Origin of the sequence: Botryobacter ruber, assembly GCF_003347595.2 — a bacterium.
GTDB lineage: Bacteria > Bacteroidota > Bacteroidia > Cytophagales > Hymenobacteraceae > Pontibacter > Pontibacter ruber_A.
Genome location: NZ_QCZK02000024.1, coordinates 28,053 through 41,816, shown reverse-complemented (window position 1 = coordinate 41,816; position 13,764 = coordinate 28,053). Strand labels below are relative to the sequence as shown.

Here is a 13,764-nt window from a genome sequence, read left to right as displayed (position 1 = left end):
CGGAACAGCAGCGGCTGTGGTGGCAGGTACAGCAGAACGAAAGCAGCCGGAAAACTACATCTTTCTGATCGCCAGCCCTTGTTTTGTCAGCTGTTATGGTTATCTTAACTAAATGCTGTGTCTTCTTCTATTATAAGCCAGTTGGGAGATATAAGAATTAATAAATGAAGAAAATATACACCTTTGCTTTCGTTCTGCTTTTGATAAGCTGTAGTGTAAAAGAGAGAGAAAAAGAATTTACTGACCAACATCAAAACAACGCTTCTTCTCCAGCAATAGAATTACAGAACTCAGGCACCCAAGCTCAATTTACTAAGGAAGATATAAAAGGTGTATGGGCCTCCGGAGAAAATGAAAATGCTAGCTTTAGCATCGAAGAAGATTCGATACTCTTTGTCGACACCTTCGAGTATGTAAAATACGAATTCAGGAACGATACCCTGATATACGTTGAGGATAATATTCCCTTTTTTAAGACCAAAATAATCAAAGCAGACAAGGATTCTTTGGTAACCTCTAATCAGGCTGGAATCCGCAGATTGTGGAGATTTAAGGATTAGAAGTTGGTAAAAGAATTACATCTCCCAACAAGAGCTATAAAGTAGCTATACTATGCCACTTTATAGTAAATCCGAACTATTTAACCGATACTAAAAGTATGAATCTGCTTGTACGTTATTCCAAACAAATGCTGCTCCTGGCGGCCATCGTGTGCTACAGCTCCGCCAGCTACGGGCAGGGCAACCCGCCAACTAAAGTGGCGGGCATTCCGGTTAATTACGACGAGGCGCAGGTTGGAACGTATACGCTGCCGGATCCGCTGACGCTGCAAAACGGGAAAAAAGTAACTACCCCGGCTATGTGGACGAAAAAACGACGACCGGAGATACTGCAGCTTTTTTATGAGAACCAGTTTGGGCGTGTTCCGGGAAAGCCTGCTTTTTTGGCGTTTGATGTGTTTGATAAAGGTACTCCTGTTTTCAACGGCAAAGCCATCCGGAAACAGGTACGGATTTATTTCGACAAAGATACCGCCAAACATAAGATGGATGTGTTGCTTTATGTTCCTGCAGCAGCCACCAAACCCGCACCGCTCCTGTTAAACATCTCCTTCACAGCCAATGCCACGACAGTAGACGACCCGGGTATTCGACAGGGAACGGTGTGGAAAGGCGAAGCGCGCGTGCTGGCCACGGCGTCTCCGTTCAGAAAGGTAAACGTTGAAAAATTCATCGATGCCGGTATTGGCTACGCAACCGTTTACTACGGCGACATTGAACCCGACTTCCGGAACGGGATAAAATATGGTATTCGTAGCGCCTACCTGGAACCGGGCGCCACACAGGTAGCAGCCAACGAATGGGGCGCGATTTCGGCCTGGTCGTGGGGCCTGAGCAGGGTGATGGACTACCTGGAAACCGATAAGACAGTAGATGCCAGACGCGTGTCGGTAACCGGAGCCTCCAGGTTGGGCAAAACGGCTTTATGGACGGGAGCGCGCGACCCACGGTTCGCGATGGTGATCGCCAGCATTTCAGGGGAGAGCGGAGCCGCGCTTAGCCGCCGGAATTTTGGCGAAACGGTAGCGCACATGACCGATACCACGCGTTACTTTTACCAGTTCGCCCCGCGCTACCACGATTTTTCAAATAAAGTAAACGAACTGCCGGTAGACGGGCACATGCTTATATCGCTCATCGCGCCACGTCCGCTGCTGCTGCAAACCGGCGATACCGACTCCTGGTCCGACCCGAAAGGAGAGTTCCTGGCAGCAAAAGCCGCTGAACCTGTTTACCGGTTGTTTGGGAAAAAAGGTATCGAAAGTGACACGTTCCCGGCCGCCGGCGACGACTCCAACCTCAACACGCTGGGCTACTACATGCATAGCGGCGGCCACGCCGTACTTCCGGAAGACTACGACATCTTCATCCGGTTCATGACCAAACATTTTGCGCTTCCGGGTAACAAGTAAACCAGCTTTACGGACAGACTACGCTGCACGCACCTGCTGCTCCTGCCACCACAGCCGCTGCTGGTCTTCTGGTGCATGCCTGCCGTAGCCACTGTTGTTTTTACCGCTTCAGCCATTCCAGGGCTTCTGCTTTATCTGTAAAGTTTTTAAACAGGAAGGGAATATAAATGGTCTGGTTGATATAACTGATATGGGATTGCACGGTCGCCTCTACGTCAGCGCTAAAAGACTCGACACGCGCAATTTTCTGAACGTGCGTTTTCATCAATCCCAGGGCTAACGTCAGAGAAATTTCCCTGCCTTCGGCATTTCCTGCCGGCACTGCCGTTTTGGAAGAATCAATCAGGATCCTTTTTACATTATATGTTTTTACTGTTTCAACTAACTTGTCGGTGGCATTGATTATTTCAACCAGTAAAAAATCCTGTAAATCCGGATAAACGACCTTCAAAATACTGTTTGCCGGGTCGTAATCTGTTTTTAATAAGCTGCTTATAAACACGTTATTGGTATTAGGGTATTAGGATGCAAGTAATAAAAGCTTTTTATAAAAACAAACAGTTGTTTTTATAAATAAATAAAAAATTTACTGATAAATAAAGTATTCTGAATTTTACCTGTTTCAGTGGCTGTTTTTTGGGGGGGGACTGCTGCAGCGAAAGAAAGAAGTCAGCTCTTTCGCTGCGGCAGGAAATTGTTTTTTTTCACCTGATACAGGCTCCGAAAAGTTAACAGCAGCAGCCACCACTCCTTCTGCTTCTTTCAGATGTACTTATTGGTACAAGATGCTCTCTGTTTTTAAGTAATGTTAAAAATTTTGTTTTTATTTTCTCAAATAAAAATGAGATTTGTTACCTTGGTTGAATAATTTTTCTTGTGAATTTAACTATTCTGTTAACTGGTGGAATGTGCAGCGGGTGAATTAATTACAGCGTTTTCTGAGATCTATAGCACCTGCGGGTGTTCTGCTTCTCAGGGATAGGAAAGAAAATACTTCTCCTGTCGTACAATAACTGTTTAGCTGGTATACTATATTGGTTGTACTATATTTTCATGGATGAAGAGGTGTTAAGGATGCGTATAACAAGCTTACTCGTATGCATGCTGCTGGTGCTGTTGCAGCTACAGGCTAAGGCGCAGCAAGATACCACCATGGCCCGGATTCTGGCGGCGAAGGATGACAGCGCAAAGGTGGTGGACCTGGCAAATTATGCCTGGAAACTTGTAGAGACGGATACGAAGAAGTCGATGGCGCTTTACAGGGAGTTGCTGAAGTTAGGTGAAAAGCTGGATTACCCTTACTGGCAGGGCATTGCCTGGCTCAATATGGGCGTAATTCATGCCAATTCCGGTGAGGATAAAAAGGCAATAGCAGATTTCAAAACGGCCATTCCGCTTTTTAAGAAAGACAACGACACCAGCTCTGTAGTTATGTGCCTGCTCAATCTGGGCGCGGTATCCGAACGAATCGGCGACATGGATACCCGGATTAACGCAACCATGCAGGCCATTCGCATCCTGGAAAACACAAATGACAAGCCCATGCTGGCGCAGGCAAACAACGCCATGGGCGTGATGTATTACAACCTGAGTAAGTTCGAAAAGGGCATCGCCTACTTTAAAAAAGGCGTGGCCGTGGCTCGGGAAGCGCAGGACACCACCAAACTGATCAACGGCCTGTACGGGATGGCCAACTGCCTGTCGTCGCTTGACCAGTTCCCGGAAGCCCTGACGTATTCCAGAGAAGCACTTTCCGTTGCGCAGGCCTCCGGAAAACTTCGTAACCTCGTAGTCGCGCATACCAGCATGACAGAGGTGTATATCAAAACAAAAGAAGCAAAGCCTATATTATACCATGCAGCGCAAACCCTGAAGCATGCGCTGGCTTCAGAAGATAACCACTATGTCCTTATCAGCTATATCAACCTGGCAGAGGGACACAAGCTGGCAGGTAACCAGCAGCAGCGCCTTTTTTATTTAAACAAAGCATTGGAACTGGGGCAGAAGCAGGGCACTACCATTCAGCTCGACGATGTATATCAGGGCCTCTCCGATGCCTATGCTAAGCTGAACCGCCACAAAGAAGCGCTGGAGTTTTACCAGAAGTACGTGATTTTTAAAGACAGCACCAACAACCTCGAAGACAAGAAAAATGTAGCGGAGCTCGAAATCAAATTCCAGACGGCACAAAAGGAGAAAGCCTTATCCGAGAGCCAGCTGAAAATAGCAAAGCAGGACCTGCAGTTGCAGCAGACAAAAAGTTTTGTCATCTACAGTGTAGCCGCCACGCTGGTGGCTTTGCTGGTGGCAGGCATGGTGTACCTGAACCTGCGCCACAAAAGAAAACTGTACGCCCGGCAGCTGCAGACCATGCAGCAGGAAAAAGAAATTCAGCTGCTGCATGCCGTGATGCAGGGGGAGGAGGGAGAGCGCAGCCGGATTTCCAGGAGCCTGCACGATGGGGTGGCCGGTATGCTGGCAGCCGTAAAAATGCACATGAGCAGCTTGTCGGTTGCTAACCCTGAGGTAAGTGCTGCCACCGGCTATAAGCAGGCTATTTACCTGCTCGACGAGGCTTCGGACGAAGTACGGAAAACCGCCCACAACCTGATGCCGGAGGTGCTGCTGCATTACGGTCTCGACGAAGCCTTGCGCCGGTACTGCCAGAGCATCATGAACAAAGACATGCTGGAGGTGCAGTACGATTCCTGGGGCGATATTAAGCGCTACAGCAGCGGCTTTGAGTTGTCGGTGTACCGCATCGTGCAGGAGCTGCTCAACAACATCATCAAACACTCCAAAGCCACCCACGCCATTGTGCAGATGAGCCAGCAGGAGAACATCTTGTCCATTACCGTAGAAGATAACGGCGTCGGCATCAGCAACAAAAACGCCTCTTCCGACGGGTTGGGGCTGCTGACGCTGCGGTCGCGGGTGGAAGCCATCCACGGGAAAATGGAAGTGGATGCTGAAGCCGGAAGTGGCGTAAGTGCTTACCTGGAATTCAATACCGCTATGTTAGAAAAAGAACTGGCATAACCTATGGATGCCATACGACTCGCTATTGTAGACGACCACCAGGTAGTTATTAACGGGCTGGTAGCCATGCTTTCCGATGTTCCCGGTATTAGCATCATCTGTACCGCCACCGATGGCAACGCCTTGCTGGAGCACCTGCAGGAGGCACAGCCCGATGTTATTTTGCTCGATATCCAGATGCCCGGTTGCAGTGGTATCGACTTGTGTAAACTGGTGCTTCGCCAGCACAAGAACATAAAAATAATAGCCTTCAGCAGTTTTGATGATTCCCATTACGTGAAGCAGATGCTGCGGAATGGCGCCTCCGGTTACGTACTGAAAAACGCCGACCAGCAAACGTTGCTAAAAGCCATCAGAGCAGTAGCCGACGGGCAGGAATACATCGACGAGCCCATCAAAAACCTGCTCCTCCGCGAAAGCATCGGCGGGCAGCGGCGCTCCATGTACGAAATTCCGCTGACTAAGCGCGAAAAAGAAATCCTGAAACTGATAGCCGAAGAGCACTCCAACCAGGAAATAGCCGATAAGCTGTTCCTGAGCCTCCGGACCGTGGAAACCCACCGCTTTAACCTCACCCAAAAGCTCGAAGCCAAAAACACCGCCGCCCTGGTAAAAGAAGCCATCAAACGAGGACTCATCGAGTAAGTTTCTGCTGCTGCCATTTCCGCACCTTTCTCTGTATCTCCTGCCTGGCCGGCGGCAGTGCCGGCCTCATTTTCTAAGTAGTACTACTTAATTATTTTTTTCAGCATTTCTGCGCAGGCGCACGGGCTTCCGGCGCCTTAATTTTGTCATGTAACTAAGAGGATAAACGCCAGGCAAATTGTTGCAGGAGAGCATTTTACAAAACCGGTGCTGTAGCGTGCTGCCTGCTGTGCAGAGGCCTTTACAGCTTAGTTGCACCTGAAAACCTCTAAAACCTATACTATGAAAAAAGCTAATTTTTTAACCTGCCTGCTGCTGCTTTTTATCACCTTGGGGTGTGAAAAAGATCCAGTAGTACCCCAGGACCCCTACCAGAATTCGCCAGGCACTGCCGTTCATGCCGATTTTAAAGGCGGTGTCTGGTTCTGGGGGTATTCCGGTCCGCAGTCTTACTACGATGCCGATGGCAACGAAGTGGGCAAAGAACTGGAGGCCGGACGCCAGTACCGTTTTTCGGAAGTAGATGGCAAAGGGCGGATGGAGTTTGAGCAGTACCTGGGCATGCGCAACGGCTCCAACTGTGTTACCGAAATCTACACCCGCAAAAAAGGCACGGTTAAGTTCGAAGGTACGAACAAATTCATTTTTTACCCGGTAGAGGGCAGCTTTAAAACCATCAAAAAAGGCACCTCCGCCAGCTGCAGCAACGAAACCAGCGAACGACAGGCTACTCCGGACGATTTAAAACCCATTACCATCCTTTATGAAATCAGGGTAATAGACGGTGAAAAGTTACTCTATGTGTTTGGCGAAGATGACCAGGGAGGCACCGACCCGCTCTTCGTCTACCAAAGAACAGAATAAGCAACAAATTCTAAACAGCACATTTTTCAAACCGATTAAATCTAAAACTATGAAATTCATCAGACCATTTTTCATGCTCTCTGTGGCAGTCACTGTCCTGCTCACTTCCTGCGAAAAAGAAGACCCACAACCGGCTACCATCACCGCTAATGCCGGAACCGACAAAACGGTAGAGATCGGCGAAACGGTTATGCTCGACGGCACTGCCTCCAAAGGCAGCGCAAACATGTCGCTCAGCTATGCGTGGAGCCTGGTAAAAAAACCGGCAGGCAGCAATGCCTTGTTGGAGGGTGCTACCACCACCAACCCTGCTTTTATGCCGGATAAGCCCGGCGAATACGAGCTGGAACTGACTGTAAGCAGTGCCTCCCTTTCCCACACCGACAAAGTACTGGTTATTGCTACTGCTGCCACCACACCGCTGGTACTGGACAACATCACCGCAAACACCACGCTCGAAGACAGGGTGCAGGACCCCGCGCTCCCGGACTATGTCGTGAACAGCCGGATAGGAGTAGATGCGCAGCTTACCATAAAGCCAGGCGTTGTGATTGCGTTTGCCGAAGATGTGGCCATGGATGTTAATGACGGCGGTGTGCTGATTGCCAAAGGCGAAGCAGATAAAAAGATTCGCTTTACAGGCAAAGCGGCTCAGAAAGGCTACTGGACCGGCCTCATGTTCTTCTCCAACAGCAGCGCCAACGAGTTCTCTCATGTTGAAATTTTATATGCAGGAAGCACAGGGCTGGTAGACGATGTAAAAACGGCGCTTGCCGTATCGGACGGGGCACGCATCACAATAAAGAACACCACAGTAGCTCACAGCGGCGGGTACGGGTTGTACCTGCGCGACGGCTCTACCCTCTATGGTTTTGCCTCTAATGTTTTCAGTAACAACCACGAAGCCCCGGTGCTGCTCACAGCCGTGAACGTGCCTAAACTGGATGCCGTTACAGTATTTACCAGTAACAACGGCAGAAACATCATCGAAGTACAGTCTTCATTTATTAATGGTCCTGGCGAAGTGGTGTGGCAGGCCTTTAACGACAACACGCCTTACAGGCTGCTGGGCACCATGAACGTCATGACCGGTTGGAAATTAACGCCCGGCATTACCATCGAGGTGGCCGAAGATACCCATTTTGATATTGGGGAAGGATACATAAAAGCCATCGGTACTGCCGGTAAGAAAATTACGATTACCGGTGCCGTTAAAACCACCGGCTCCTGGAACGGCTTTGTTATCTATACCAGAAGTTCTTCAAATGTAATGGAACACGTAGATATAAAATATGCCGGTGGCGAACACCTGATTTCGGAAGTAAAAACAAGCATAGCCGTATCGCACGGAGGCAGCCTGTCCATCAGGAACTCAACCATCAGCAACAGCGGCGGCTACGGCATCCATGTGTACGGCGACGACTCCACGCTGAACGCAGACGTGGAAACCAGCAATACCTTTACCAACAACGCCCTGGCCGCTATCTTCTACGACTATTTTTAACTAACAGGAAATATGCCTCACCAACAAAAAGCGGCTGCCCGATGTACCGGAGCAGCCGCTTTTTGTTGGTGAGGTGAAAGGCTTTTTCTGCGCTGCTGCACCACCCACCATTGCCTTACCTGCTGTTTTAACAGGAAAAAAGCTTTGCTGCACCTGCCACCACAGCCTCTGCTGCTGTTCCCAGCGAGAGGAGAGAAGAGGACATGCCTATTTCGGGGCTTCGGTAGGTTTGGCAGGCGGTTGCATTACCTCACCGCAGTTGCTGCAGGTGCGGCGCTCTTCGCTCTCCCAGAAGTTGTTCATAATTTTAGGAAGCTGCTCTACAATGTCGGTTACATCGGCATATTCTTCATAAAGTTTATTGCCGCAGTTCTCGCAGAACCACAGGAAACCGTCTTTCTCGCCGGGTTTGCGGTAACGCTCCACCACCAGGCCTATCGTGTTGGCAGGCCGGCGGGGCGAGTGGGGCACGCGGGGCGGCAGCAGGAAAATCTCGCCTTCTTTGATCGGAATATCTACAGGTTTGCCGTCCTCAATTATCTTGAGCATGATGTCGCCTTCCAGCTGGTAAAAGAATTCTTCGCCTTCGTCGTAGTGGTAATCTTTACGGGCATTGGGGCCGCCCACTACCATCACAATAAAATCGTCGTTGCCTTTAAATACCTGCTGGTTGCCCACAGGCGGCTTAAGCAGGTGGCGGTGTTCGTCTATCCACTGCTTAAAGTTAAAGGGTCTTGCTATAGCCATCTGTTTAGTTACTTTGGTTGATTACCGAAAGTACGCAAAAACAAAGACAATTGGCAACAGCGTTCTGGCGCTTTGCTGTACCAGCCACCATTGCCACAGCTCCCGGCTAGGGCTTCCGGCGAAGCAAACAGCAATAAGCACCGGAAACAAGATGAAATGCTTGTGGAGAGGTACCCAAAGAATAAAAAAAGGAATTGAGCTGCTGCGAAGCGCAGCAAGATGCCTGCAGGTGCTGGTGCCTTCGCTCCTGCACAGGAGGTAAGGCCATCGTAACCAGTGCCTGCACCAAAGACATGAGGGGGGACAGTTATAAGCTGCTTCAGAACCAAATCTGATTGTAAAGAGATGCAGAGCAGGAGCTTTTTCTCCTATGCAGTCTCCTGCTCTGCACTGGACTGCCGTTACTAAGAAACAAAGTAAGCAACAGTTCCAATAGCTGCGAAATAGCTAGCGATTACCAAATAAGCAACTGCATCGGCACTTAAGTAAAATTTTTTCATAATAATAAATATTAAAGTTATAAAACATAGGTCATTAAGCCCTTATAGCTCTTGTTTTTATATCTACGAGTACAAACGATTGTTCGTTCCATGCAAATGTAGATTTTTTTTATGATTTTGATATAATTTATGAAAAATATATTTTATTGTTTTAAAAAATAAGTATATAGTTCAAAAACAAGGGTGAATGGCAGCTTTTATTGAGTAAAAGGTAAATTTAGGTTTGTAAATTAACTTGCTGATATACAGCTATTTGCGGTTTTAAAAAGCGTCTGGAAATTAGTCCGGAAATTGACCTGCGCATCTAAACAGATGAATAGCCGTTTACCTATGTTTTGTTTGATAAAAAAATGAAAAAGTACTGTTGTAACATCGGTTTAATTGAAGGTTGATATGATGAGCTTTCGCTCGGAAAGAAAAAAACAAAATAAATACTTGTAATAATTCTGAAAAGGCTGATGAAGCCTCAGGCTGGTTAGTCGGGGCTTAATGAAGGGATGGCTGTGGCAGTCTTTCTCCTGCTGGTTTCGGTGCAGGAATGGCTGTAGAGACAAAACAAGGAGCCGGAAGAACGCTGGTGCAGGGTGGGGGGCAATAGAAAACAAAAGCGCCCCGATGGAAAACCACGGGGCGCTTTTATCTTTTAATCCGGGGGCTAAGCCAGTTTTTTATAGCGGATGCGTTTCGGCTCTACATCGCCCATACGCTTCTTCTTGTTCTCTTCGTACTCGGTATAGTTGCCTTCAAACCAGTATACCTGCGACTCGCCTTCGAAGGCCAGGATGTGCGTACAGATACGGTCGAGGAACCAGCGGTCGTGGGAGATGATAACGGCGCAGCCGGCAAAGTTTTCCAAAGCATCTTCCAGCGCCCGGATAGCATTCACGTCCAGGTCGTTGGTTGGTTCGTCGAGGAGCAGCAGGTTGCCGCCTTCTTTCAGTGTCATGGCCAGGTGCACGCGGTTGCGCTCCCCACCCGACAGCTTCTCTACTTTCTTCTCCTGGTCGCCACCCGAAAAGTTAAACTTGCTCACGTAGGCCCTGGATACCACCTGGCGCCCGGCCATCATCATGTGCTCGGTGCCACCGGAAATCACTTCAAACACCGACTTAGTTGGGTCGAGGTGGGCGTGCTCCTGGTCTACATACGAAATCTGTACGGTAGAGCCTACCGTAAAATCGCCGGCATCAGGCTTCTCCTGGCCGGTTATCAGCTTAAACAAAGTGGTTTTACCGGCACCGTTCGGACCAATGATGCCCACAATGCCACCCTGCGGCAGCGCGAAGTTCAGGTCCTCGAACAGCAGTTTATCGCCGTAGGCCTTGCTCACGTGGTGCGCCTCTATTACCTGTGCGCCCAGGCGCGGACCATCCGGGATGAACAGCTCCAGTTTCTCTTCTTTCTGCTTCACGTCTTCGCCGGCCAGCTTGTCGTACTGGCTGATACGTGCTTTGGATTTGGCATGACGGGCTTTTGGCGCCATCTTCACCCACTCCAATTCGCGCTGTAACGTCTTCTGGCGCTTGCTTTCCGTCTTCTCCTCCTGCGACAGGCGCGTAGACTTCTGCTCTAACCAGCTGCTGTAGTTGCCTTTCCACGGAATACCTTCGCCACGGTCGAGCTCCAGTATCCAGCCGGCCACATTGTCGAGGAAGTAACGGTCGTGGGTAACGGCAATCACGGTGCCTTTGTATTGCTGCAGGTGCTGCTCCAGCCAGTCCACCGACTCGGCATCGAGGTGGTTGGTAGGTTCGTCGAGCAGGAGCACGTCCGGCTCCTGCAGGAGCAGGCGGCACAGGGCCACGCGGCGCTTCTCACCACCCGACAGGTTGGCGATCACGGCATCTTCGGGGGGCGTGCGCAGGGCATCCATGGCGCGCTCCAGGCGGTTGTCGAGTTCCCAGGCGTTGAGCTGGTCGAGGCGCTCCTGCACTTCGCCCTGCCGCTCAATGAGCTTGTTCATCTCATCGTCGGTCATCTCCTCGGCAAACTTCATGTTTATCTCGTCGAATTCGCGCAGCAGGCCCACTACTTCGCTTACGCCTTCTTCCACTACCTCGCGCACGGTTTTGGTTGGGTCCAGGTGCGGTTCCTGCTCCAGGTAGCCTACTGTATAGCCCGGCGACCACACCACTTCGCCCTGGAATTCCTTGTCTACGCCGGCAATAATTTTAAGCAGGCTCGATTTACCGGAACCGTTCAGACCAAGCACGCCAATTTTGGCGCCGTAGAAAAACGACAGGTAAATGTTTTTAAGTACTTGTTTCTTTGGAGGGTAAATTTTGCTTACCCCGGCCATCGAAAATATGATAGTTTCGTTACTCATGGTATGTTTGTTCGTTTTGTGCCAATTTAAATACTGTGCCTGATGCAGACCAATCCGGAAAATATATCAGATTTGGGATATTACCTGCAGCCAGAAATCAGTTATTCTGTAAGGAATTACAAATATCGGAAAAAATCATGCATTTACCCTTCACAAATATGAACCGAAATGATTAAACTTGTGAAAGGCACTCAGCATAATGAGGTCCGGACCTATGGTGGAAAAGTACCACAGGTCCGGGTTGTATGGCCTGGCTCCAGCTTTTTAGGAGTACCCCGGCAAACGCAGCCCGATGAACTGCGTATGCTAGTTAAGTTACTTTTTTACCTTGCTCCTTATTTTACAAAAACCCGATCCAGTAAATGGAAAACCACGATCTACTATTGAAAGAAGCCCAGCAATATGGCTTTACTCAAGACCAGCAAGTTTGGCTGAAAGCATTTATGAACTATCCGGCCAGGCAGGTAGGCGAAGTGAAAGAATCGGAAAATGATTCGCTTGTTTACTTTGCAAAACGTTTTGAAATGTTTCAGGATAAGGTGAAAAACCTGCTGGAACGTATAGAAACCTCTGAAAACAAAGGCTCTTTTCTGATGAAAGTGCTGCACCTGAAAGAGCAAATAGGCAGCTACGATGCTTTAGGCGATTTTGAAGCGCTTTATTACAAGCTGAGTGCGGCCGAGGAAGAGATAAAAGAGACCATCAAGCAGAACAGGGAAAAAAATCTTGCTATAAAAATTGGGCTGATACAGGAAGCGGAGGCGCTGCAGGAAAGCGTGGAGTGGCAGGAGACATCCGATAAACTGAAGGAACTGCGCGCTACCTGGATTAAAACAGGCCCGGTGGAGAAAGAACTGACCGACGAGATTGAAGAGCGGTTTAAGGCGGCGCTGGAAGTGTTCTTCGAACGCAAAAAGTCATTCTTTACCGATAAGAAGCAAATGCAGAACCGCATTTACGAAAGGTATAAAAACCTGATTGCGCGGTCGGTGGCGCTACAAAATTCCGAAGACTGGGAGGCAACCACACAAAAGCTCAAGCAACTGCAGAACGAGTGGAAAGAAGTAGGCGGCAGCCTGCCCCGCAAAGTAACCAGCAACCTATGGACGGAATTCCGCAAAGCCCACAATCACTTTTTTGAGCGGCTGAAAAACAAGATCAACAACGAAAAAAACCAGTCCAGGGATAAATTCTACGAGGCCAACCTGGAGAAGAAGGAAGCGCTGGTTACCGAGGCAGAGCAGTTGCTGCAGCAAAACAACCTGAATGCTTCCGTAAAACGCGCCAAAGAACTGCAGGCCGAATGGAAGAAGGTAGGGCCGGTACACCCTTCTGTTTCGGATGCGGTGTGGGAGCGTTTTATAAAGGCATGCGACAAGATATTTGAAATGAGCAGCCTGGAGCACTACATCCGGAAGCGTCAGCAGGCCTCTAACGAAAAAATGAGTGAAACGGAGGGGGCACAGGCCCGTATCAATGCCCTGAAAGAGTTTATTAAGTCAGACAAACAGGAGTTAGAAGTGCTGGAGTCTAACCTGGGTAAGCTAAGCGATTCGCCCGGGAACGAGGCGTTCAGGAGTATGCTGCAAGGCAAAATCCGGAACTTTAAGCGTAAAATAGATACCAAAGAGCACCTGATTTCTATCTTCAAAAACAAACTGGTGACTTCCGGAAGTTAGAAGCCGGTTGCCGGAAGCAGCTGATACTTAGCCTTGTGTTCCTGCCTTAGTATTAATAACCCGCAAGAGGGCCTCTTTTAGATGCCTTCGGAGACAAACTTTTTTTAAAAAAACCTCCGGGCATAACCAACATTTGCAACTTGAATTCGTTGTGTTGGTAAAAAAGGAGAAAAAACAAATTATTTTTAAAAAAAATTTTTGTTTATATATTTATTAATACTTTTGCAAACTAAATTTTTTCAGCCATAAGTTAAGGAGAACATATTATGTATTGGACACTGGAATTAGCTTCATACCTGGAGGATGCACCCTGGCCAGCGACTAAAGACGAACTTATTGATTACTCAATCCGTTCTGGCGCGCCAATGGAAGTGGTGGAAAACCTGCAGGCACTTGAAGACGACGGACAACCTTATGAAAACATAGAGGAAATCTGGCCAGATTATCCTACTAAGGAAGATTTCATGTTTAACGAGGACGAGTACTAA

At 48.7% G+C, this 13,764-nt stretch carries 11 protein-coding genes; 8 read left to right on the top strand and 3 right to left on the bottom strand.

Annotated elements, in window-relative coordinates; translation table 11 throughout:
• Positions 1-164: 164 nt before the first annotated feature.
• Together DCW36_RS05530 and DCW36_RS05525 are read left to right on the top strand one after the other, a co-directional pair.
• A complete protein-coding gene (locus DCW36_RS05530) occupies positions 165-560 on the top strand; it encodes a hypothetical protein (RefSeq protein ID WP_114777360.1) in 396 nt (131 codons plus the stop codon).
• 98 nt (positions 561-658) lie between these two features.
• The gene (locus DCW36_RS05525) at positions 659-1,972 is read left to right on the top strand and encodes an alpha/beta hydrolase family protein (protein ID WP_240676065.1); all 1,314 of its coding nucleotides are present in this window, start codon (positions 659-661) and stop codon (positions 1,970-1,972) included.
• Between the two features lie 100 nt (positions 1,973-2,072).
• Here the strand turns inward: DCW36_RS05525 and DCW36_RS05520 are convergent, their stop codons facing one another.
• Positions 2,073-2,423, bottom strand: coding sequence for a hypothetical protein (locus DCW36_RS05520; protein ID WP_128396952.1), 351 nt, complete (start codon positions 2,421-2,423; stop codon positions 2,073-2,075).
• A gap of 623 nt (positions 2,424-3,046) precedes the next feature.
• Between DCW36_RS05520 and DCW36_RS05515 the strand changes: the two genes are divergently transcribed.
• From DCW36_RS05515 to DCW36_RS05500, 4 genes are all read left to right on the top strand, one after another.
• Entirely contained in the window at positions 3,047-5,011 is a 1,965-nt protein-coding gene (locus tag DCW36_RS05515; RefSeq protein ID WP_164891040.1) for a tetratricopeptide repeat-containing sensor histidine kinase, read from the top strand.
• A 3-nt stretch (positions 5,012-5,014) separates the two neighbouring features.
• Positions 5,015-5,656, top strand: a complete 642-nt coding sequence (locus DCW36_RS05510; RefSeq protein ID WP_114777356.1) for a response regulator — start codon at positions 5,015-5,017, stop codon at positions 5,654-5,656.
• A gap of 282 nt (positions 5,657-5,938) precedes the next feature.
• Complete coding sequence (locus DCW36_RS05505; protein WP_114777722.1) at positions 5,939-6,520, top strand: hypothetical protein; 582 nt, start codon at positions 5,939-5,941, stop codon at positions 6,518-6,520.
• A 49-nt stretch (positions 6,521-6,569) separates the two neighbouring features.
• On the top strand, positions 6,570-8,024 hold the full coding sequence (locus DCW36_RS05500) for a PKD domain-containing protein (RefSeq protein WP_114777355.1): 1,455 nt from the start codon (positions 6,570-6,572) through the stop codon (positions 8,022-8,024).
• A gap of 207 nt (positions 8,025-8,231) precedes the next feature.
• Here the strand turns inward: DCW36_RS05500 and DCW36_RS05495 are convergent, their stop codons facing one another.
• Together DCW36_RS05495 and ettA are read right to left on the bottom strand one after the other, a co-directional pair.
• Positions 8,232-8,771 carry a 3-hydroxyanthranilate 3,4-dioxygenase gene (locus DCW36_RS05495; RefSeq protein WP_114777354.1) on the bottom strand — a complete coding sequence of 180 codons (540 nt, stop codon included), beginning with the start codon at positions 8,769-8,771 and terminating at the stop codon, positions 8,232-8,234.
• A 1,155-nt stretch (positions 8,772-9,926) separates the two neighbouring features.
• Positions 9,927-11,597 (bottom strand): energy-dependent translational throttle protein EttA, encoded by a 1,671-nt coding sequence (gene ettA / locus DCW36_RS05490; RefSeq protein WP_114777353.1) that lies wholly within the window; start codon positions 11,595-11,597, stop codon positions 9,927-9,929.
• 362 nt (positions 11,598-11,959) lie between these two features.
• Between ettA and DCW36_RS05485 the strand changes: the two genes are divergently transcribed.
• Entirely contained in the window at positions 11,960-13,276 is a 1,317-nt protein-coding gene (locus DCW36_RS05485) for a DUF349 domain-containing protein (RefSeq protein ID WP_114777352.1), read from the top strand.
• Positions 13,277-13,542: 266 nt separating this feature from the next.
• Positions 13,543-13,764 carry a DUF2795 domain-containing protein gene (locus DCW36_RS05480; RefSeq protein ID WP_007652164.1) on the top strand — a complete coding sequence of 74 codons (222 nt, stop codon included), beginning with the start codon at positions 13,543-13,545 and terminating at the stop codon, positions 13,762-13,764.